Raw genomic sequence first — 21684 nt, 5'->3', positions numbered from 1 at the left:
CCGCTCAGGCGAAGGCGCGGCCTCGGCCGCGCAGGGTTATTGGTTCAGGCGTTTGTCGATCAGACCCTCGACCACGCTCGGGTCGGCCAGGGTCGAGGTATCGCCCAGGCTGTCCAGTTCATTGCAGGCGATCTTGCGCAGAATCCGCCGCATGATCTTGCCCGAACGGGTTTTCGGCAAGGCCGGGGCCCACTGGATCAGGTCGGGTTTGGCAAAACTGCCGATTTCCTTGCTGACATGGTCCAGCAGTTCTTTCTTCAGGGCCTCGTTCGGCTCGGTGCCATTCATTGGCGTGACAAAGGCATAGATCCCCTGGCCTTTCACGTCGTGGGGGTAACCGACCACTGCTGCCTCGGCAATGCTGTCGTGGAGTACCAGCGCGCTTTCGACCTCGGCGGTACCGATGCGGTGTCCGGATACGTTGATCACGTCATCGATGCGCCCGGTGATCCAGTAGTCGCCGTCTTCATCGCGGCGGGCGCCGTCGCCGGTGAAGTAGTAACCGGGGTAGGGCTTGAAATAGGTTTCGAGCATGCGTTTCGGGTCGCCGTAAACACTACGGATCTGCGCTGGCCAGCTGGCCTTGATCGCCAGTATGCCGCTGCCGGCACCGCTGATTTCCTTGCCTTGTTCGTCCAGCAGCACTGGCTGTATGCCGAACATCGGTTGGCTGGCGCAGCCGGGTTTGACCCGGCTGGCGCTGACCAGCGGGCTGAGCATGATGCCGCCGGTCTCGGTCTGCCACCAGGTATCGACGATCGGGCAGCGTTGTTCGCCGACGGCATTGAAATACCATTCCCAGGCTTCCGGGTTGATCGGTTCGCCCACCGTACCCAGCAAGCGCAGGCTGCTGCGCGAGGTTTCTTTCAACGGCTCCAGGCCTTCGCGCATCAGGGCGCGCAAGGCGGTCGGGGCGGTGTAGAAGATGTTGACGTGGTGCTTGTCGATCACTTCCCAGAACCGTGAGCTGCTTGGGTAGCTCGGTACCCCCTCGAAGATCAGCGTGGTCGCGCCATTGGCCAGCGGGCCGTAGACGATGTAGCTGTGGCCCGTGACCCAGCCGACATCGGCGGTGCACCAGAAGACTTCGCCGTCCCGGTAGTCGAGCACGTACTTGAAGGTCATCGCCGCTTGCAGCAAGTAGCCGCCAGTGCTGTGCAGCACGCCTTTGGGTTTGCCGGTGCTGCCGGAGGTATAGAGGATGAACAACGGGTCTTCGGCGTCCATCGGCTCGGGCGGGCAGTCATCGCTTACGTCGCGCAGAGCCTGGTGATACCAGAGGTCACGGCCTTCGACCCAATCCACCTCACCCTGGGTGCGTTCGACCACCAGCACGGTGCTGACGCCCGGGCAACTGAGCAATGCTTTATCGACGTTCTGCTTGAGCGGGATGAATTTGCCACCGCGTACGCCTTCATCGGCGGTGATCACCGTGCGGCAGTCGGCGTCGAGGATCCGGTCGCGCAGCGAGTCCGGGGAAAAGCCGCCGAAGACCACCGAGTGCACCGCCCCAATCCGTGTGCAGGCGAGCATGGCGTAAGCGGCTTCGGGGATCATCGGCATGTAGATGCAGACCCGGTCGCCTTTTTTCACGCCGCGACTTTTCAGCACATTGGCCAGCCGGCAGACGTTGTGATGGAGTTTTTTGTAGGTGATTTGCGCCGATTCGACGGGGTCGTCGCCTTCCCAGATGATCGCGATCTGATCGCCGCGCGTTTCCAGATGACGGTCGATGCAGTTGTAACTGACGTTCAACTGACCGCCGGCAAACCAGCTCGCCGCACCGGTTTTCAGGTCCGCCTGGTGCACGCTTTGCCACGGTGTCGACCAGTCGAGAAAGCGCTTGGCCTGTTCGGCCCAGAAGATATCGGGTTGCTCGATGGATTGGCGGTACAGCCGCTGGTAGTCGTCCTGACTCAGTTGTGCAGCCCGGCGGACGGCATCGGCTTGAGGAAATTGGCTGATATCGATCATGACGGTTCCTTATTCTTGTTTCTGCGACAAGAGGGGAGCTACGCAACCCTCGTAGGAGCTGGCGAAGCCTGTGATCTTTTGACGTTGAAGATCAAAAGATCGCAGCCTTCGGCAGCTCCTACAGGGAGCCGGGCACGCCACCGATTTTGCAGTTAACCCGGTGCCGTAGGAACAGTCAGAAGCTTTCAAGCTGCAAGGGCGGGCAAACCGCCCCTTCAGCGTATCACCCGCGGTGACGACCACGGAAGTAGTTGATCAGGCCTTGGGTGGACGCATCGTCAGCCGGTGTTTCCTCGCTGCCGGTCAGGCGGTTGTAGACGCCTTTGCCGAGTTCCTTGCCCAACTCCACACCCCACTGATCGAAGGCGTTGATGCCCCAGATCACGCTCTGCACGAAGACTTTGTGTTCGTACATCGCCACCAGCGCGCCGAGGCGACGTGGGCTGATGCGTTCGACCACCAAGGTGTTGCTCGGACGGTTGCCGGGGATCACCTTGTGCGGTGCAAGTTTCTGCACTTCGTCTTCGGCCAGGCCTTTGTCACGCAGTTCGGCTTCGGCTTCGGCGCGGGTCTTGCCGAGCATCAGCGCCTGGCTTTGCGACAGACAGTTGGCGTACAGCCATTGGTGATGGTCGGCTACCGGGTTGTAGCTGACGATCGGCACGATGAAGTCGGCCGGAATCAGTTGGGTGCCCTGGTGCAGCAACTGGTGGTAGGCGTGCTGGCCGTTGCAACCGACGCCGCCCCAGATCACCGGGCCAGTGTCGGTGGTCACCGGCGTACCGTCCTGGCGCACGCTCTTGCCGTTGGATTCCATGTCCAGCTGCTGCAAGTGCTTGGTGATGTTGCGCAGGTAGTGGTCGTACGGCAGGATCGCGTGGCTTTGCGCGCCCCAGAAGTTGCCGTACCAGACGCCGAGCAATGCCAGCAGTACCGGCATATTCTGTTCGAATGGCGCGCTCTGGAAATGCTGGTCCATGGTGTAGGCACCGGACAGCAGTTCCTTGAAGTTCGACATGCCGATGGCCAGGGCGATCGGCAAGCCGATGGCCGACCACAGCGAGTAACGCCCGCCGACCCAGTCCCACATCGGGAAGATGTTCTCTTCGCGGATACCGAACGCCACGGCGGCGGCATTGTTGCTCGAGACCGCGATGAAGTGGCGATACAGCTCGGCTTCGGAGCCGCCCTGGGCCAGGTACCAGGCGCGAGCGGCCTGAGCGTTTTTCAGGGTTTCCAGGGTGTTGAAGGATTTCGACGAGACGATGAACAACGTGGTCTCGGCGCGAATCTTCATCGACAGTTCGTGGAACTCACTGCCATCGATGTTCGCCAGGTAATGGCAGCGCACGCCTTTCTGGGCGTAGGACAACAGCGCTTCGGAAACCAGCTCGGGACCGAGGAACGAGCCACCGATACCGATGTTGACCACGTCAGTGATCGGCTTCTCGGTGTAACCGCGCCACAGACCGTCGTGGATACGGCCGACCAGCTCGGTGATCTGGTTCAGCACCTTGTGCACTTCCGGCATCACGTTGACGCCGTTTACCGACAGCTTGTCGCCTACCGGGCGGCGCAGTGCGGTGTGCAGGGCCGGGCGACCCTCCGAGGAGTTGACCAGTTCGCCGGCGAACAGTGCGTTGATCGCCTCCTGCAGGCCAGCTTCTTTGCCCAGGCCAACCAAAAGGTCGCGGGTTTCTTTGTTGATCAGGTTTTTCGAATAATCGAGAAAAAGCCCACAGCTACTCAAGGTGAATTCATTGAAGCGCTGAGGGTCGGCATTGAAGGCTTCACGCATGCTGAAATCTTGCATGGCTTCGCGGTGTTCATTCAACGCTTGCCAGGCGGGCAGAGCGGTAACGTCGTGTGGGGTGCGGTAGTACGCCATCGCTGCGATTTTCCTTTTACTAGAACTGCCTTTCGGACACTAAGAAACCTGGTAAGTCCTGCTCGATCACAGGACGATGTCCAGTCACCTGCGTTAACACTAATCAATAAGCGCAGGGCGAATACAGTAACCCCCGCGTCTTGATCTGTCTTGGCTTTGTCTGCCCTGCGACTGGTACTTTTTTATAACATCGCGACCGGCTGGCAGGCCAACCGGGCTTTCAGTCTGTGCAGATGTGCGGTCGATCAGGCGACCTGCACCGGGATGGCATTGCTGGTATGGCTCAGCTCATTGCCCGGTGCCATGTAGAGCATGCGCGGCTTGAAGTTGAGCAATTCGGCTTCGTTGTAGTGGGCGTAGGCGCAAATGATCACCCGGTCACCGACCTTGGCCTTGTGCGCGGCCGCGCCATTGACCGAGATCATCCGCGAGCCTTCTTCGCCACGGATCGCGTAGGTGGTGAAGCGTTCGCCGTTGTCGACGTTGTAGATCTGAATCTGTTCGTACTCGCGGATGCCGGACAAGTCCAGCCATTCGCCATCGATGGCGCAAGAGCCTTCGTAGTCGAGCACAGCGTGGGTGACTTCGGCGCGATGCAACTTGGCTTTGAGCATGATGGCGTGCATGAGTGTTTTCCCAGGTTGGAATCGAACGTCGGGCAGCGCCCACAGGCGCGTAGGAGCTGCCGCAGGCTGCGATCTTTTGATCTTGCCGTTATTTTTTGATTTTACTGTTTAATCTTTTGATTTTACCGTTTGAACCGTAGCGTCGAGGTTCAGATGCAGGTTGTCAATCAACCGGGTGGCCCCCAAATAGGCCGCAACGAGGATCACCAGGTCGCGGTCGTCCGGGGTTGCCGGGCGCAGGCTCAGTGCCTGGCGAATTTCCAGATAATCGGGCCGCAAACCAAGGGCTGCGAGCTGCTGGTTATGGATTGACAACAGTTTGGGGTAATCGCGCTCACCCTGTTTGATGGCTTCGGCAATCTGGTTCAGGTTGCGATACAGCGCCGGGGCGATGGTACGTTGCTCTTCGGTCAGGTAGCCATTGCGCGAGGACAGCGCCAGGCCATCAGCCGCGCGTACGGTCGGCTCGCCAATGATCTGGATCGGCAGGTTCAGGTCATGGACCAGGGCGCGAATGACCGCCAGTTGCTGGAAGTCTTTCTGGCCGAAGATCGCCAGGTCTGGCTGGACCATGTTGAACAGCTTGGTGACCACCGTCGCCACACCTTCGAAATGACCGGGACGGCTGGCGCCGCACAGACCCGCGGACAATTGCGGAACGCTGACGCGAGTCTGGCCGGCCATGCCGTCCGGGTACATTTCATCGACACTCGGGGCAAATAGCAGGTGGCAGCCGGCCTGGAGCAATGTCTCCTGGTCGGCCGCGAGGGTCCGTGGGTAGGTGTCGAGGTCTTCGCCAGCACCGAATTGCAGCGGATTGACGAAAATGCTCGCCACCACGAAGTCCACCCGCTGGGCCGCCTTGGTCACCAGCGCCGCATGGCCACTGTGCAGGTTACCCATGGTCGGCACGAAGCCGATCCGTTTGCCTTCACTGCGGGCGCGAGCTACGGCGGCGCGCAATTCGCGCACGGTCTTGACAGTGTTCATGCAGAGAATCCGTGTTCAGGGCCAGGGAAAGTTACCGCTTTGACTTCAGCGACGTAAGCGCTCAGGGCTGTTTGAATACTGTCCTGTCCGGCCATGAAGTTCTTCACGAACTTAGGCGCGCGACCGGTCAGTGACAGACCGAGCATGTCGTGCAGCACCAGCACCTGACCGTCGGTGGCGCTACCGGCGCCAATCCCGATCACCGGAATGCTCACCGCCTGGGTGATTTCAGCTGCCAGCTCGCTCGGTACGCACTCGAGCAACAACATGGCGGCGCCTGCCTGTTCCAGGGCGATGGCGTCAGCGCGCATCTGTCGCGCCTGGTTTTCATTGCGACCCTGGACTTTATAGCCGCCGAGGATGTTCACCGACTGCGGCGTCAGCCCCATGTGCGCGCAGACCGGCACGCCACGTTCGGCCAGCAGCCGGATCGAATCCGCCAGCCACAGTGCGCCTTCGACTTTGACCATATGCGCGCCAGCCTGCATCAGCAGGGCGCTGTTGATCATTGTCTGTTCGGTGGTTGCGTAGGCCATGAATGGCAGGTCGGCGAGGATCAGCGCTCCGGCGTTACCGCGTTTGACTGCGGCAACGTGGTAAGCCATGTCAGCGGTGGAAACGGGCAGTGTGCTGTCATGTCCTTGCAGCACCATGCCGAGGGAGTCGCCCACCAGCAGCACGTCGACACCCGCCTCGCAGCAGGCGTGAGCAAAGGTCGCGTCATAGCAGGTCAGCATGGCGATCTTTTGACCTTTGAGCTTGAGGCTCTGCAAGGTGGTCAGGGTAATGTCTGGCATGAAAAGTGTCCTCATTCAGGCGCTGTGAAAACTACTGCGAGTAACGCGCGTGATGTTTCGTTTATACAGGCGCACGGTCTTTTGTCGTGCTTATAAGGCCTGGATGGCGCCCTTTAATGCCGGATTGGCGGCAGCGGGACGCCTATAGTCGTGAGGAGAACTCTGGAAGTCAATTGTGTGTGTTACTGCGTTGTTACGTGAACGGTGTTACCTGTGGGAGCGGCGGTGCGGCGATCCGACTTGCCCGCGTGACGGCGCGGTGGGCCTGATGCACCGCGCCGATGCTATCGCGAGCAAGTCGGATCGCCGCCGCTCCCACATTAAATCGGTGACAAGCGTTCCAGCCCGACAAACGGACAGTCGGCGAGCAATGCCCTGAGCAGGCGGCCGTCGGCCAGTTGCAGGTCTGCCGGGGCCAGTTCGGCCAAGGGATAGAGCACAAAGGCTCGGGCCTGCATGTGGTAATGAGGGACTTTGAGGCGCGGTTCGTCAATCAATCGGTCGCCGAACAGCAGGATATCCAGATCCAGCGTGCGCGGCCCCCAGCGTTCATTGCGCTCTCGGCCTTGATCGTTTTCGATGGCTTGCAGCGCGTCGAGCAGTGCCAGGGGCGCGAGACCGCTGTCCAGCGCGGCCACGGCGTTGGTGTAGCGCGGTTGGCCGGGCAGCAGGGAGTCGCTTTGATAGAAAGCCGATACGCCAATCAGCGCGGTCTGCGGTAACTGCGCCAATGCCTCGACTGCATGACCCAATTGGTCCGCCGGGGCCGCCAGATTGCTGCCCATGCCGATGTAGATACGTTCCATCCGTTTACTCGCCCGAAGCGCTCGGAGTGCCGACCGCGGTCGTGCGTTTACGCTTGCTGCCGGCGCTGCGGCGACGCTTGCGCGGGGCTCCGCTGGTTCCGTCGTCCTTGCCACTGAGGTCGCGGATCATGTCGCGACGCTCACTGTCGTTAGCGTCCTGATAATCGGTCCACCACTCGCCTAGGCCATCGGTCTGTTCGCCAGCACTTTCGCGCAGCAGCAAGAAATCGTAACCGGCACGGAAACGCGGGTTGTCCAGCAGCAGATCGGCACGTTTGCCGCTACGCCGCGGCAGGCGTTCCTGCATGTCCCAGATCTCGCGGATCGGCAGGGTGAAGCGTTTCGGAATCGCGATGCGCTGGCACTGCTCGCTGATCAGCTCGTGAGCCGCTTCCTGCATGGCTGGAATCGGCGGCATGCCGCGGTTCTGCAAACGCAGCACGCGAGCCGGCAGGGCAGGCCAGAGCAGGGCAGCGAAGAGGAACGCCGGGGTCACCGGTTTGTTCTGCTTGATGCGCAGGTCAGTGTTGGCCAAGGCTTCGCTGATCAGGGTGTGGGTGTAGGTCGGGTTGTGCTCCAGTGCTTCGGCGCTGGCCGGGAACAACGGATCGAACAACTGCAGGTCCACCAGCATTTCGAAGGTGTCTGCGGCATGACCGGAGAGGAACAGTTTGAGCACTTCCTCGAACAGTCGTGCCGAAGGGATCTCGCGCAGCATCGGCGCCAGGTCGCGAATCGGCGTAGCGCTGTGCTTCTCGATGCCGAAATCCAGCTTGGCGGCGAAACGCACGGCCCGCAGCATCCGTACCGGGTCTTCCTGGTAACGCTGCTGTGGATCGCCGATCAGGCGGATCAGGCGGTTGCGGATGTCGTGTACGCCATTGGCGTAGTCGAGAATGCGCTCACTGACCGGATCGTAATACAGGGCATTGATGGTGAAGTCGCGACGCTGGGCGTCTTCTTCCAGCGTGCCATAGACGTTGTCCCGCAGAATCCGCCCGCTTTCGTTGCGTGAGGACTGGTTGCTGTCTTCCTCTTCGTCGTTTTGCGGGTGATTGGCGCGGAAGGTTGCGACTTCGATGATTTCGCGACCGAAGTGGATATGCACCAGCTTGAACCGGCGGCCGATGATCCGCGCATTGCGAAATTCGGCGCGTACCTGTTCCGGCGTGGCGCTGGTGGCGACGTCGAAGTCTTTGGGTGTGATGTTGAGCAGCATGTCGCGCACGCAGCCACCAACCAGGTAAGCCTGGTAACCGGCGTTCTGCAAGCGTTCGACGATGTTGACCGCATAACGGCTGAATTGAGCGCGCTGCAGCGAATGCTGGCTGCTGTTCAGCACTTCAGGCGTGCTGCGGATGTGTTGCGTACGACGCAAGGGAGAACGGAATGACTGGAACAGCTTCTTCAGCATGGGATGCACTGTTTGAAGGAATGTTCGGCCATAACGAAGAATGACCGCATGATGGGCGGGGATTCTAGCATTTAGTCGGGGGATGGTGTAGGAAGCGTGCGCAAAGGCTATGAACTCGGTCTCAAACGCCAGAAACCACAAGGGGAGCCGAAGCTCCCCAAGAAGTAGTTGCATGCTCTATTTTTATTATTGGTGTCGGGCTTTTTGTTTTTGTTGAGTGCCCTCGCCACGAGTTCTTACCTTCGTGACCCTCCCAATCGGGAGCCAAGAGCAAACGGATTGCTTTGGTCGCTGTGTTGCATGATCCATTGATCCAACCAGTTCAGGCTCTGTCTTAGGACAGTTTTTTGTTGTTCTCGGCCTGGTTGCGGGGCAAGCCCCAAATACAACGCCTCTCCAAAAGAATCAGTTAGCTGCGCCTCCGCCGTGTTGTTTTTATTGTGCGTGAGCCGTTTCGTCTTATTTTTATTGTTTGTTGCATTGCTTGTTATTGTTTTTGTACTAAGCATATAGCAGGTGTCGTGCCAACTTTTGTGAAAGCCAGTAAAGCCGGGGGTTTGGCGGGAGAAGGAGGTTTTTTCGGGCATAAAAAAGCCGGGGCGTCGTTACCGTAAACCCCGGCTTCTGTTACGTGAAAAATCTGAGGTAACAGTTTCTTCACCTGTGCGGGTGTTACCCGCGCGCATCAGCTTTCGCTGGCAACCCCGGTCTTGCGTCGTGGAATGCCCAGGCGCTGACGCCGTTCCCACAGGCATTTGCGGCTGACCCCGAGTTTGCGGGCCAGCTCGGTCTCGGTCATGTGGTCCTGGTGCTCGAGAACGAAATGCTGGAAGTAGTCTTCCAGGGACAAGTCTTCGGTAGGCTCGTGGCTGGTGTTGTTGGCGCTGCCCTGTTGTGGTGCCAGGCCGATGAAGTCGTCGTCTTCCAGATCGCTCAGCTCGATATCGATCCCCAGCAGTTCGGCGGAAATTTCCGGGCTTTCGCACAGAATGACCGCGCGCTCCACCGCATTTTCCAGTTCGCGAACGTTACCCGGCCAGGAGTAATGACGAATCGCCTGCTCGGCATCCGCGGCGAACCTCAGGTCTGTGCGGTTAACCCGGGCACTTTGACGGGCGAGGAAGGCAGTGGCGATTTCGTTGACGTCGGCGCCCCGCTCACGCAAGGCCGGCAGCTTCAGGGCGATCACATGAAGGCGGTAATACAGGTCTTCGCGAAACTGGCCGATCTTGGCCAGACTCTTGAGATCACGGTGGGTCGCGGCAATCAGGCGCACATCGACCTTCTGCGATTGCACCGAGCCGACGCGGCGGATTTCCCCTTCCTGCAGCACGCGCAGCAAGCGGGCCTGGGCTTCCAGTGGCAGCTCGCCGATTTCATCGAGGAACAAGGTGCCGCCATCAGCGGCTTCGACCAGGCCGGCGCGACCGGCGCTGGCACCGGTGAAGGCGCCTTTTTCGTGGCCGAAGAGTTCGGACTCGATCAGGCTTTCCGGGATGGCCGCGCAGTTCACCGAAATCATCGGTGCCTTGGCGCGTTTCGACAGGTTGTGCAGGGCGCGGGCCACCAGTTCCTTGCCGGTCCCGGACTCGCCCTGGATCAGCACATTGGAATCGGTTGGCGCGACTTTGCGGATCTTGCTGTACATATCCAGCATCGGCGGGCAGGAGCCGATGATGCCAATCTCGCCGTTGCTGTTGTCGACAGCGTTTTTCGCGGCGCCATTGGCCTTGCCGACAGCAGGTTCACTCGGTGTGCTCTGCGCCACTTGCCGGTCACGCAGGATGCGTGCAACGGCCTGCAGCATTTCGTCGTGATCGAAAGGCTTGGCGATGTAATCCACCGCGCCCATCTTCATCGAGTCGACGGCCGAGCGCAGGCTGGCGTAGCTGGTCATGATCAGCACCGGGGTGCCCTGGCCGAGCTTGATCAGCTCGGTACCCGGGGCGCCGGGCAGGCGCAGGTCACTGACGATCAGGTCGAACGTGGGAATGCTGAAACGCTCTTGTGCTTCCTGCACGGAACCGGCTTCGCTGACCTGGTACTGGTTACGTTCCAGCAGACGGCGCAAGGCGGAGCGGATAATTGTTTCGTCTTCGACGATCAAAATGTGCGGCATAGATTCGATACTCTCGACGGTCTCAGTTCACAGCGGACGTCGCTTCGACATGACGCGGTAAGGTCACCCGGATACGGGTGCCGCGCTGGCTTTGTGTGTCAGCCGGGCTGTCGATGGTGATTTGTCCATAATGCTCTTCAACGATGGAATAGACCAGTGCAAGGCCCAGACCGGTGCCTTCGCCAGGATCCTTGGTGGTGAAGAAAGGTTCGAACAATCGGTCCATGATGTTCTGTGGGATACCGCTGCCTTCGTCTTCGACGATCAGATCGACCGTGTGTTCGCCGGCTTCGCTCTTGACTCGTACTGCACTGCCGGGCGGTGAGGCATCGCGGGCATTGGACAGTAGGTTGATCAGGACCTGGGCGAGCCGCTGCGGATCGCCGTCGACCCAGTGGTCCGGGTCGCACAGATTGTAGAACTGCACTTCGAAGTTGCGTCGGTTCAATGCCAGCAAACCAATGGCATCCTGCGCCACTTCGGCCAGGCACACCGGTTCGTCACTGTTTTGATGGCTCCCGGCGTGGGCGAAGCTCATCAGTGACTGGACGATGCGCGAGATGCGCTTGGTCTGTTCGAGGATCTGCCCGCTGATTTCCGTCAGTTCGCTGTCTTCTTCGCGCTCTTCACGCAGGTTTTGCGCGAGGCAGGCGATGCCGGTGATCGGGTTGCCGATTTCATGGGCTACCCCGGCCGCCAGTCGGCCAATACTGGCCAATCGCTCGGAGTGCACCAGTTTGTCCTCGAGCATCTGGGTTTCGGTCAAATCTTCCACCAGCAGCACCAGGCCGCTGTTGCCAGGCGCCAATGGTTCGTCGATGGCGGCTTTGTGCAGGTTCAGCCAGCGGGTCTGGCCGTCGAGGGCCAGGTGTTGTTTGTGCAGGTGCTCGTCCGGAAGGTTGATGAAACCTTGTAGCAACTCTCTCCACGGATCGCCAAGGGTGCTCAGGCGCGAACCGACCACGCGCTGGGCGGCGATACCGGTCAGCTCCTCCATGGCTTTGTTCCACATGAGGATTTCCTGGTCCTTGGCCAGCGAGCAGACGCCCATGGGCAGTTCCTGCAGGGTTTGCCGGTGATAACGGCGCAGCGCGTCGAGTTCGGCGGCCAGACCGGTCAGGCGCGAGTGGTAGTCTTCGAGCCGGCTCTCGATGAAGTGAATATCTTCAGTGACATAGTTCTCGCCGCCGGGTTTGTATGGCAGGAAGGTTTCGACCATGTCTTGAGCCACGCTCGGTCCCATCAGGCCCGAGAGGTTGGCCTCGATGCGATCGCGCAGCCGGCGCAAGGCATAGGGCCGGCGCTCATCGAAGGGTAGATAAAGATCGCGCAAGGCCTGTTCGACTTCTTTCTGCGCAGCCTTGGCGCCCAAGGGCTTGGCCAGTTGCGTGGCGAACTCCTGAGGCGAGGCAGCGTGCAGTTCCCGGCGTTGCGGGCGGCGGACGTTATCCACCGCGCAGGCTTCAGCGGCGCTGGCCTCTTCGGGGCTGGCATTGGTAAACAGCGAGATCAGGGTGAACATCAGTACGTTGGCGGCGAGCGAGGCGATGGCCGCCATATGCCAGCTGGTGTCATCCAGCACGTAAATCATATTCAGCAGTGGAATATAGAAGCCCTGCAGGTTGCCGACCAGCGGCAACAACATGGTCACCAGCCACACCAGGATCCCCGCCAGCAACCCAGCGATGAAGCCGCGGCGGTTGGCCGTTGGCCAGTACAGCACTGACAACACGCCTGGGAGGAATTGCAACGTGGCGACGAAAGCGACGATACCGAGGTTAGCCAGATCCTGCTCTGCGCCCAGCAACAGGTAAAAACCGTAGCCGGCCATGATGATCGCGACGATCAGCGCCCGGCGAGTCCACTTCAGCCAGCGGTAGATGTTGCCTTCGGCCGGCGGCTGATAGAGCGGCAGCACCAGATGGTTCAAGGCCATCCCGGACAGCGCCAGGGTGGTCACGATGATCAGCCCGCTGGCGGCCGACAGCCCGCCGATATAGGCCAGAAGTGCCAGTGGCTTGCTGTTGGCGGCGATGCCGATACCCAGGGTGAAGTATTCCGGGTTGGTGGTGGCGCCCAGTTTCAAGCCGGCCCAGAGGATCAGCGGCACCGCCAGGCTCATCAATAGCAGGAACAGTGGCAAGCCCCAGCTGGCACTCACCAGGGAGCGCGGATTGAGGTTTTCGGTGAAGGTCATGTGATACATGTGCGGCATGACGATCGCCGAAGCGAAGAACACCAGCAGCAGCGTGCGCCATGGGCCTTCTTGCAGCGGAGTGTGCAGGGCAGCGAGGGCTGTCTGGTTCTGCAGCAGCCACAGCTCGAGCTGTTGCGGACCGTCGAACACGCCGTACAAGGCATACAGGCCGACGCCACCAATGGCGATCAGTTTGATCACCGACTCAAAGGCAATCGCGAACACCAGCCCTTCGTGCTTTTCCCGGGTGGCGATGTGTCGGGAGCCGAAGAAGATGGTGAACAGGGTAATCAACCCACAGAAGCTCAGGGCCACGCGATGCTGTACCGGTTCGCGGGTGAGGATACCTATGGAGTCGGCGACTGCCTGAATCTGCAGCGCCAGCAGCGGCAAGACCCCGATCAGCATGAAAATCGTCGTCAGCGCACCGGCCCAGGTACTGCGGAAACGGAACGCGAACAGGTCGGCCAGGGACGATAGCTGGTAGGTGCGGGTGATTTTCAGGATCGGATAGAGCAGCACCGGCGCCAGCAGAAACGCGCCGGAAACCCCAAGGTAGCTGGAGAGAAAGCCGTAACCGTACTGATAGGCCAGGCCGACCGTACCGTAAAACGCCCAGGCGCTGGCATACACGCCCAGCGACAGGGTGTAGGTCAGCGGGTGGCGAATGATTGAACGCGGGATCATTCCTCGTTCGCTGATCCAGGCCACGCCGAACAGCACCGCCAGGTAGGCGGCGCTGATCAGGATCATCTGGGTCAGGCTAAAGCTCATCGGCATCTTTTTGGCTCTGCAGGATGAAGGTCACGACGATCAGAATCAGCCAGAGCAGATAAGGGCGGTACCAGGCGCCAGTGGCGTCGATCCACCAATCCATGATGGCCGGGGAGAACAGATAGATCCCGACTACCAGGAGCAGGACCAAACGATAGATGTACATCCTGGCCTCTCTTTATTGTGCGCGTGCCCGAAAACGTGCGGCGATGGTAACGGATGGGCGCCAAGCTGCAAGTAGCGTCAGCGTATTTGCGCTTCGGGCAGCGTCAGTGTGCGCGGGATCCGTTGCGCATCCCAGTGCCGGATGCCCCAGTTCAGCACTTCCCGGGGGCTCGCATCGTCCAGTTCGCTCTCGGGGTTCTGGCCCAGGGCACGCAGTGCGCGCAGCAACAACGGCGTGGCCTGATGGTCGATCAGCGGCGGCGAACGGTAGGACTTGCCCAGCTTGTGACCGTTCGGTTGGGTGATCAGCGGCACGTGCAGATAGCGCGGTTGTGCAAAGCCAAGCAACTCTTGCAGGTAGAGCTGACGTGGCGTGGAGTCCAGCAGATCGGCGCCGCGAACGATATCGGTGATGCCTTGCCAGGCGTCGTCGAGTACCACTGCCAGTTGATAGGCGTACAGCCCGTCGCGGCGACGGATGACGAAATCACCCACGTCGCGACCCAGGTGCTGACGGAATTCACCCTGTACCCGGTCCTCGAAGTGGTATTCCAGTTCCGGTACCCGCAGGCGGATGGCGGCGCCTTCGCGGGCGTGGCCAGCGTTGCGACAGAATCCGGGATAAATGCCGTGCCAGGGCGCAAGCGTTTTGCGCGAGCAGGTGCAGGCGTAAGCCAGGCCTTGATTGAACAGGCGATCGAGCACCTGGGCATAGGCATCGTGGCGATCACTCTGGCGGACCAGCTCACCGTCCCATTCGAAACCGTAACCTTCCAGGGTGTTGAGGATCGCGGCCTGGGCTCCGGGCTCTTCCCGTGGTGGGTCGAGGTCCTCCATGCGCATCAGCCAGCGTCCGCCGACGGAACGGGCGTCAAGGTACGAGGCCAGGGCGGCGACCAGCGAACCGAAGTGCAGGTAACCACTGGGAGTAGGGGCGAAGCGCCCGATATACGCGGATGAGGTGATGGCAGTCATGGGGCGGATGCTACCGGGAAATCCGGAGATTGTTGGAGATCAAAAGCCAGAAACAAAAACGGAGCGTTCGCACGCTCCGTTTTTCGTTCAGTCCGGCGGTTACTTGCCGACCTGTTTTTCCTTGATTTCCGCCAGGGTTTTGCAGTCGACGCACATGTCGGCGGTAGGGCGCGCTTCCAGTCGGCGAATACCGATCTCTACGCCACAGGACTCGCACCAGCCATATTCTTCATCTTCGATCAGCTGCAGGGTCTTGTCGATTTTCTTGATCAGCTTGCGCTCGCGATCACGGGCGCGCAGTTCCAGGCTGAACTCTTCTTCCTGGCTGGCACGGTCGGCCGGGTCAGGGAAGTTGGCCGCTTCGTCTTTCATATGATCAACAGTGCGGTCGACTTCCTGCATCAAGTCCTGTTTCCACTTGTTCAGGATTTTGGTGAAGTGCTTGCGCATGGGCTCGCCCATGTATTCCTCACCCTTGGTCGGAACGTAGGGTTCGAAGCCGCTAATCAGTTGGCTGCTCTGTTGCTTTGCTTGGGTGGGCATGTGGACCGCCTCTACTCTTGTAATCCATTGCGCAGGATTGCTCCATCACCGGCACCTGCCGGCCCTGCGGCTGCAAGCGGGCGAACTTACCAGATCAAATCGGACCGCGCTACTCTCTGTTGACGAGCCAGCGGTCCGAGGTGCTTGCAAAAGCTTGCAAAGCCTTGTCTGGTGGGTCTGGAGGCCTGATCAAATATTGATTTTAGTCAATCCGGAGCCAAACGCATGGGTTGTTCCGGTTATCTGATAAATCCGACCGTTTCAGGCTCTCGCTCGTTCCCTCCATTGGGTAGAATCATTTTTTTGCTCACCCTTGAAGGAAGGCTAATGGCTCAGCCCTACAGTGCGCGCAGCCGCGCTATCGAACCTTTCCACGTCATGGCGTTGCTGGCGCGTGCCAACGAGTTGCAGGCGGCCGGACACGATGTGATTCACCTGGAAATCGGCGAGCCCGACTTCACCACGGCCGAGCCGATCATCAAGGCCGGCCAGGCCGCGCTGACCGCGGGGAAGACCCGTTACACCGCCGCCCGTGGAATCCCGGAGTTGCGCACAGCCATCTCGGGTTTCTATCAGCAGCGTTATGGCCTGGATATCGATCCCGAGCGAATTCTGATCACCCCCGGTGGTTCGGGGGCATTGCTGCTGGCCAGCAGTTTGCTGGTCGACCCGGGCAAGCACTGGTTGCTGGCGGATCCGGGTTACCCGTGCAACCGGCACTTCCTGCGCCTGGTAGAAGGCGCGGCACAGTTGGTGCCGGTTGGTCCGGATGTGCGTTATCAGCTGACTCCAGAGCTGGTTGCACGCCATTGGGATCAGGACAGTGTCGGCGCGCTGGTGGCTTCTCCGGCCAATCCGACCGGGACCATTCTGACTCGCGACGAACTGGCCGGGTTGTCCGCCGCAATCAAGGCGCGCCACGGTCACCTGGTGGTGGACGAGATCTATCACGGCCTGACCTATGGCACTGATGCGGCCAGCGTGCTGGAAGTCGATAACGAGGCATTTGTCCTCAACAGTTTTTCGAAATACTTCGGCATGACTGGCTGGCGCCTGGGTTGGCTGGTGGCGCCGCCTGCCGCGGTCGGTGAGTTGGAAAAACTCGCGCAAAATCTCTATATCAGCGCCCCAAGCATGGCCCAGCACGCCGCGCTGGCCTGCTTCGAGCCCGATACCCTGAGCATTCTCGAAGAGCGTCGCGCCGAATTCGGCCGCCGGCGTGACTTCCTGTTACCGGCTTTGCGCGAACTGGGGTTCGGCATTGCCGTGGAACCGGAAGGCGCTTTCTATCTTTACGCGGATATCAGCGCATTTGGCGGAGATGCCTTCGCTTTCTGCCGGCACTTCCTGGAAACCGAGCACGTGGCGATTACCCCGGGGCTGGATTTCGGTCGGTATCAGGCCGGCCATCACGTGCGGTTTGCCTACACTCAAAACCTGGATCGTTTGCAGGAAGCTGTCGAGCGGATTGCCCGCGGTTTGCGGAGCTGGCAGGGCTGATGCGCTTTCATCCACCACTTGAAGAAGGTCGATTGCTTCGTCGCTACAAGAGGTTTTTGGCGGATATCGAAACCGTTGACGGCGAGTTGCTCACCATTCACTGCCCAAATACCGGATCGATGTTCAACTGCATGGTCGAAGGCGGTCAGGTCTGGTTCAGTCGTTCCAACGACCCCAAGCGCAAATTGCCCGGCACCTGGGAGATCAGCGAAACCCCGCAGGGACGCCTGGCGTGCGTGAACACGGCACGCGCCAATGGCTTGATTGAGGAGGCATTGCACGCTGGTTTGATCACTGAGCTCAATGGCTTTACCGGGCTCAAGCGCGAAGTCGCTTACGGGCAGGAGAATAGCCGGATCGATTTCCGCCTGGATTACCCAGGCGGCCCGGCTTTTGTCGAAGTCAAAAGTGTCACCCTGGGCTTTGATAGCCTGGCGATAGCCGCCTTTCCTGACGCGGTGACCCAGCGCGGAGCCAAGCACCTGCGCGAGCTGGCTTGCCTGGCGCGAGACGGCATTCGCGCGGTGCAGCTGTACTGCGTCAATCTGACCGGCATCGAGGCGGTACGTCCGGCCCGGGAGATCGACCCGGTCTATGCCGCGGCGCTGCGCGAGGCGGTTGCGTCAGGGGTCGAGGTGTTGGCTTACGGCGTGCGCTTGACCGCTGAAGAGGTCTGCATCGACCGCCGCCTGGAAGTCATTCTGAACGGCTAAAGCTCGACCCAGATACCTTCGCCGTCTTCCTTGCAGGTGAGGGCGATCAAGGACTGCCCGGCGCAGGGACCGGCGACGCATTCGCCGGTTTCGATCAGGAACAGTGCGCCGTGGGTGGCGCACTGGATCATGCTGGCGCTGCGGTCGAGAAACTGATCAGGCTGCCATTCCAGCGCAACGCCACGGTGGGGGCAGCGATTGACATAGACGTAGACCTCGCCTTCGCGGCGCACGGCAAACAGCTTCTGGCCGTCGATATCAAAACCACGACTGCTGGCATCGACCAGTTCGGCGTGGGTGCAAAGAAACTTCATGGCTATCCTCAGGTGGCGCAGGCTCTGCGCCAAGGCTCATGCTGTGCTCGCAGTGCATGGGACGAAACATGTCCGTGCTTGACGTGCAAATGCAAACAATTATCAAATGGCCGCTTCGCCCGTTGTCCACGTGCTTGCGGATTAGGCTGTCGAGGATCTTGCGGATTCCAGATTGACGCGAGATCCAGAGTGCCGCCCCTCAAAGGAAAACCTTTTATGCGCCTGAGTACCAGCGCTATTGCGTTCTGTGTCGGACTATTGGTCAGCCAGGGGGCCGCTGCGGCCGACTTGCCGCAACGCTGGGTCAGTGCCGGTGGCGCGTTGTCGGAATGGGTCAGTGCATTGGGCGGCGAGTCGAAGCTGGTCGGTGTGGATACTACAAGCCAGCACCCGGAATCACTCAAGGCGCTGCCCAATATCGGCTATCAGCGGCAGTTGTCGGCGGAGGGCATTTTGAGTTTGCGCCCGCAGATTCTGGTGGGAACCGAAGAAATGGGCCCGCCGCCGACGCTGACGCTGATTCGCAGCGCTGGCGTGCAGGTCGAGTTGTTCTCGGCGCGGCCGCAGTTGTCGGCCTTGCAAGGTAACTTGCAGCATCTGGGCAAGTTGTTGGGTAGCGAAGACAAAGCCGCGCAACTGTTCCAGGACTATCAGCAACAACTCTTGCAGCACAAGGCCTGGGTCAGCCAGGCGCAGACCCGGCAAACAGCACCGAGCGTGTTGTTGCTGGTGGGGAATGCCGGCGGCAAACCTTTGGTGGCTGGCAAGGACACCGCGGCAGACTGGTTGCTGCAGCAGGCCGGTGCCCGGAATCTGGCGACCCACAGCGGCTACAAGCCCTTTTCGGTGGAGTCGCTGGCCAGTCTCAATCCCGACGTGCTGGTCTTCGCCGATCGCAGTCTGTCCGGCGAGGCGGCCCGTGCTGCGTTGTTCAGGGAAAATCCGATCCTCGCTGCAACCCGTGCAGCCAAGGAGGGACGGGTGTTCGAACTCGATCCAACCTTGCTGGTGGGCGGACTCGGGCCACGTTTGCCGGCGAGCCTGGTAAAACTCTCGAGCGGTTTTTATCCTGCTGGATCGGCCACGGCTAACACTGCCCCATGACCACTCTGGTTAAACCGCGCGCGTTGTTTATCGGGCTGAGCCTACTGTGTTTGCTGGCGGTCTGGCTGTCATTGGCCCTGGGGCCGGTCAGCCTGCCGCTGCTTGACACCCTGCGCGCGGTGTTGCGTTTGCTGGGGTTGCCAATAGCCGCGGACGGGTTGGAGCAGGCCGAGTTGATTCTCGGACAGATTCGTCTGCCGCGGACCTTGCTGGGCATGGCGGTGGGGGGTGTCCTGGCGTTGTCCGGCGTGGCGATGCAGGGCTTGTTTCGCAACCCACTGGCCGACCCGGGGCTGGTCGGCGTCTCTAGCGGCGCGGCATTGGGCGCGGCGATCGCCATTGTTGGGGGCTCGCTGTTTGGCGGTCTGCCTGAGGCGCTCGGGCCTTACTTGCTTTCACTCTGTGCCTTTCTCGGCGGGTTGGGGGTGACGGCGTTGGTCTATCGCCTCGGTCGGCGCAATGGCCAAACCAGCGTGGCGACCATGTTGCTGGCAGGCATTGCCTTGACCGCGCTGGCCGGTTCGGCAGTCGGGCTGTTCACCTATCTGGCGGATGATGCAACTTTGCGTACCCTGACCTTCTGGAACCTGGGCAGCCTGAATGGCGCCAGTTACTCCCGGCTCTGGCCGCTGTTGCTGGTGAGTGCGGCGGTAGCACTGTGGTTGCCGCGGCGAGCCAATGCGCTGAATGCGCTGTTGTTGGGGGAGTCGGAAGCCAATCACCTGGGCATCGATGTCGAAAGGCTCAAGCGTGAATTGGTGTTCTGCACAGCGCTCGGGGTCGGGGCAGCGGTTGCGGCGGCCGGCATGATCGGTTTTGTCGGTTTGGTGGTGCCGCATCTGTTGCGGCTGCTGGCCGGGCCGGATCATCGGGTCTTGTTGCCGGCCTCGGTGCTGGCGGGAGCGAGCCTGCTGCTGTTTGCCGATTTGCTGGCGCGTTTGGCCCTGGCTCCTGCCGAGTTACCGATCGGCATAGTCACTGCGTTTATCGGCGCACCGTTCTTTCTGTATTTGCTGTTGCGAGGACGCGCCTGATGCTGCGAGCGGAAAACCTGCAGGTTCGCCGTGGCAAAAAGACGGTGCTGACGGATATCAATCTGCAACTCATACCGGGCGAAGTGCTCGGCGTACTCGGCCCCAACGGTGCGGGCAAGAGCACCTTGCTCGGCGCGTTGTGCGGTGAACTGCCTGCAAGTCAGGGCAAAGTCTGGCTGGATGAGCGTGAATTGGGGCACTGGGAAGGTGTGCAAAGGGCGCAACGCCTGGCGGTATTGCCACAGACTTCGACCCTGGACTTTGCCTTTCGGGTCGAGGAAGTGGTCGGTATGGGGCGCTTGCCCCATCAAAGCGGCCGGGTCCGCGACGAGGAAATTATCGCCGCGGCTCTGGAGGCCGCTGACGCCGGGCATCTGAACGGCCGCAGTTATCTGGCATTGTCCGGGGGCGAACGGCAGCGAGTGCACCTGGCACGGGTCCTGGCGCAGCTATGGCCGGGACAGGACGGGCAGACGTTATTGCTCGACGAGCCAACTTCGATGCTCGACCCGCTGCATCAGCACACCACCTTGCAAGCGATCCGCGAGTTTGCCGGTCGGGGTGCGGCAGTTTTAGTGATCCTGCATGATCTGAACCTGGCAGCGCGCTACTGTGATCGTCTGTTGCTGCTTGAGGGCGGACGCCCTTATGCGCTGGACAGTCCTGCGAGGGTACTGCAACCGGAACCGCTGAAAGCGGTGTTCGGCCTGGAGGTGCTGGTGCAGCCCCATCCGGAGCGTGGGCACCCCCTTATCATCGCCCGTTAAAAGCAATTCTGGAATGAACCCATGCGCGCGATTCTGCTACTGGCTTTGATACTGCTCGGCGCTTGCCAAACCGCGACGCAGTTGCCGATCGCGCCGGCTCCAGGCAGCTCGAAAGAAGGCGCGGGAATGATTCGCGAGCTCGGCAGCGGGGAGTTGCTGACTGCTGACCAACTGGTCGGGCGCCTGGCCAAGGCGTCACGGGTCATCGTCGGCGAGCGGCACGACAACCCTGACCACCACCGGCTGCAATTGTGGTTGTTGCAGGCGTTGTCCGAGCGCCGTGGCCAAGGCAGCCTGCTGTTGGAGATGCTGACGCCAGACCAGCAACCCCATGTCGACCAGGTCCGCATTCAGCTGAAGATCACGGGTTGGCCTGATGACTTGCCAGAAGCTTTGGCATGGCAATCCGGCTGGGACTGGAAGTTGTATGGACCTATCGTGCGCTTTGCCCTGACGCAGCCTTATCCATTGCTGGCGGCCAACCTGAGCAGCGCTGAAATACGCGAGATTTATACCCGGGCGCCAGCGTTGAGCGGCACTCGTTCGAACTCGGATTCGGTCAGGCTCGAATTGCTGGAGCAAGTACGCGAATCCCATTGTGGCCTGCTACCGGAATCGCAAATGCCCGCCATGCTCGCGGTCCAGCAGCAACGTGATCGGCGGATGGCCGAGCGCCTGTTGGCGGCACCCTCTCCTTCACTGTTGTTTGCCGGCGCTTATCACGCGCGCAAGGATGTCGGCGTGCCGGTGCACCTGTTTGATCTCGGGGCGTCGGACGGCACACGGGTGCTGATGCTGGCTGAGCAGGGGGCCGAGGTGGCGCCAGGCACAGCGGATTACGTCTGGTACACAGCGGTCAGGCCGGAGCAGGACTATTGCGCTCAAATGCGTAAATAGCGCCTGGCGCATCGGCAAATAATTCGCGCGAGCTCATTGTGCAGCTACGGGCTGTCATTGAAGGGCAGTAGCAGGCAGGGCCGGATA

20 protein-coding genes are annotated in these 21684 nt (G+C 60.7%); 6 read left to right on the top strand and 14 right to left on the bottom strand.

From position 1 onward, the window contains the following. Window positions 1–36 precede the first annotated feature (36 nt). From acs to dksA, 13 genes are all read right to left on the bottom strand, one after another. On the bottom strand, window positions 37–1974 hold the full coding sequence (gene acs, locus F8N21_RS17570; RefSeq protein WP_150643327.1) for an acetate--CoA ligase: 1938 nt from the start codon (window positions 1972–1974) through the stop codon (window positions 37–39). Between the two features lie 223 nt (window positions 1975–2197). Further along, window positions 2198–3862 carry a glucose-6-phosphate isomerase gene (pgi, locus tag F8N21_RS17565; protein WP_150643326.1) on the bottom strand — a complete coding sequence of 555 codons (1665 nt, stop codon included), beginning with the start codon at window positions 3860–3862 and terminating at the stop codon, window positions 2198–2200. A gap of 245 nt (window positions 3863–4107) precedes the next feature. Continuing rightward, window positions 4108–4488: an aspartate 1-decarboxylase gene (gene panD / locus F8N21_RS17560; RefSeq protein WP_123497181.1), complete on the bottom strand. Its 381-nt coding sequence runs from the start codon at window positions 4486–4488 to the stop codon at window positions 4108–4110. A 108-nt stretch (window positions 4489–4596) separates the two neighbouring features. After that, window positions 4597–5478, bottom strand: coding sequence for a pantoate--beta-alanine ligase (gene panC / locus F8N21_RS17555; RefSeq protein ID WP_150643325.1), 882 nt, complete (start codon window positions 5476–5478; stop codon window positions 4597–4599). Further along, window positions 5475–6275 (bottom strand): 3-methyl-2-oxobutanoate hydroxymethyltransferase, encoded by an 801-nt coding sequence (panB, locus tag F8N21_RS17550; protein ID WP_150643324.1) that lies wholly within the window; start codon window positions 6273–6275, stop codon window positions 5475–5477. Before panB ends, panC begins: the two co-directional genes overlap by 4 nt. 320 nt (window positions 6276–6595) lie before the next feature. Continuing rightward, window positions 6596–7081, bottom strand: coding sequence for a 2-amino-4-hydroxy-6-hydroxymethyldihydropteridine diphosphokinase (gene folK / locus F8N21_RS17545; RefSeq protein ID WP_150643323.1), 486 nt, complete (start codon window positions 7079–7081; stop codon window positions 6596–6598). 4 nt (window positions 7082–7085) lie between these two features. Then, the gene (locus tag F8N21_RS17540; RefSeq protein WP_150643322.1) at window positions 7086–8495 is read right to left on the bottom strand and encodes a polynucleotide adenylyltransferase PcnB; all 1410 of its coding nucleotides are present in this window, start codon (window positions 8493–8495) and stop codon (window positions 7086–7088) included. Between the two features lie 236 nt (window positions 8496–8731). Beyond that, window positions 8732–9082 carry a hypothetical protein gene (locus tag F8N21_RS17535; RefSeq protein WP_150643321.1) on the bottom strand — a complete coding sequence of 117 codons (351 nt, stop codon included), beginning with the start codon at window positions 9080–9082 and terminating at the stop codon, window positions 8732–8734. Between the two features lie 98 nt (window positions 9083–9180). After that, complete coding sequence (locus F8N21_RS17530) at window positions 9181–10614, bottom strand: sigma-54-dependent transcriptional regulator (RefSeq protein WP_150643320.1); 1434 nt, start codon at window positions 10612–10614, stop codon at window positions 9181–9183. Window positions 10615–10636: 22 nt separating this feature from the next. Continuing rightward, complete coding sequence (locus F8N21_RS17525; RefSeq protein ID WP_191624344.1) at window positions 10637–13591, bottom strand: sensor histidine kinase; 2955 nt, start codon at window positions 13589–13591, stop codon at window positions 10637–10639. Further along, a complete protein-coding gene (locus F8N21_RS17520) occupies window positions 13575–13751 on the bottom strand; it encodes a hypothetical protein (protein WP_003176118.1) in 177 nt (58 codons plus the stop codon). The genes F8N21_RS17525 and F8N21_RS17520 overlap by 17 nt, the downstream gene beginning before the upstream one ends. Before the next feature lie 77 nt (window positions 13752–13828). Next, a complete protein-coding gene (gene gluQRS, locus F8N21_RS17515; protein WP_150643318.1) occupies window positions 13829–14725 on the bottom strand; it encodes a tRNA glutamyl-Q(34) synthetase GluQRS in 897 nt (298 codons plus the stop codon). A gap of 99 nt (window positions 14726–14824) precedes the next feature. Continuing rightward, window positions 14825–15268: an RNA polymerase-binding protein DksA gene (gene dksA, locus F8N21_RS17510; RefSeq protein WP_150643317.1), complete on the bottom strand. Its 444-nt coding sequence runs from the start codon at window positions 15266–15268 to the stop codon at window positions 14825–14827. A gap of 327 nt (window positions 15269–15595) precedes the next feature. On the opposite strand from dksA, the gene F8N21_RS17505 reads away from it, so the two are divergent. After that, entirely contained in the window at window positions 15596–16768 is a 1173-nt protein-coding gene (locus F8N21_RS17505; RefSeq protein WP_150643316.1) for a pyridoxal phosphate-dependent aminotransferase, read from the top strand. Further along, a complete protein-coding gene (sfsA, locus tag F8N21_RS17500) occupies window positions 16768–17481 on the top strand; it encodes a DNA/RNA nuclease SfsA (protein ID WP_150643315.1) in 714 nt (237 codons plus the stop codon). The genes F8N21_RS17505 and sfsA overlap by 1 nt, the downstream gene beginning before the upstream one ends. Here the strand turns inward: sfsA and F8N21_RS17495 are convergent. Then, window positions 17478–17795, bottom strand: coding sequence for a Rieske (2Fe-2S) protein (locus tag F8N21_RS17495; RefSeq protein ID WP_150643314.1), 318 nt, complete (start codon window positions 17793–17795; stop codon window positions 17478–17480). The genes sfsA and F8N21_RS17495 overlap by 4 nt on opposite strands. A 216-nt stretch (window positions 17796–18011) precedes the next feature. On the opposite strand from F8N21_RS17495, the gene F8N21_RS17490 reads away from it, so the two are divergent. The 4 genes from F8N21_RS17490 to F8N21_RS17475 are packed head-to-tail and all read left to right on the top strand — an operon-like array spanning window position 18012 to window position 21597. Continuing rightward, window positions 18012–18899, top strand: coding sequence for a heme/hemin ABC transporter substrate-binding protein (locus F8N21_RS17490; RefSeq protein ID WP_150643313.1), 888 nt, complete (start codon window positions 18012–18014; stop codon window positions 18897–18899). 50 nt (window positions 18900–18949) lie between these two features. Further along, a complete protein-coding gene (locus F8N21_RS17485) occupies window positions 18950–19933 on the top strand; it encodes a FecCD family ABC transporter permease (protein ID WP_191624346.1) in 984 nt (327 codons plus the stop codon). Beyond that, the gene (locus F8N21_RS17480) at window positions 19933–20700 is read left to right on the top strand and encodes a heme ABC transporter ATP-binding protein (protein WP_150643311.1); all 768 of its coding nucleotides are present in this window, start codon (window positions 19933–19935) and stop codon (window positions 20698–20700) included. The genes F8N21_RS17485 and F8N21_RS17480 overlap by 1 nt, the downstream gene beginning before the upstream one ends. A 21-nt stretch (window positions 20701–20721) precedes the next feature. Beyond that, entirely contained in the window at window positions 20722–21597 is an 876-nt protein-coding gene (locus tag F8N21_RS17475) for a ChaN family lipoprotein (protein WP_150643310.1), read from the top strand. Window positions 21598–21684 lie beyond the last annotated feature (87 nt).

The organism is Pseudomonas fluorescens (genome assembly GCF_902497895.1).
Classification (GTDB): Bacteria; Pseudomonadota; Gammaproteobacteria; order Pseudomonadales; family Pseudomonadaceae; genus Aquipseudomonas; species Aquipseudomonas fluorescens_BP.
This window is presented reverse-complemented; position numbering and strand designations above follow the sequence as displayed.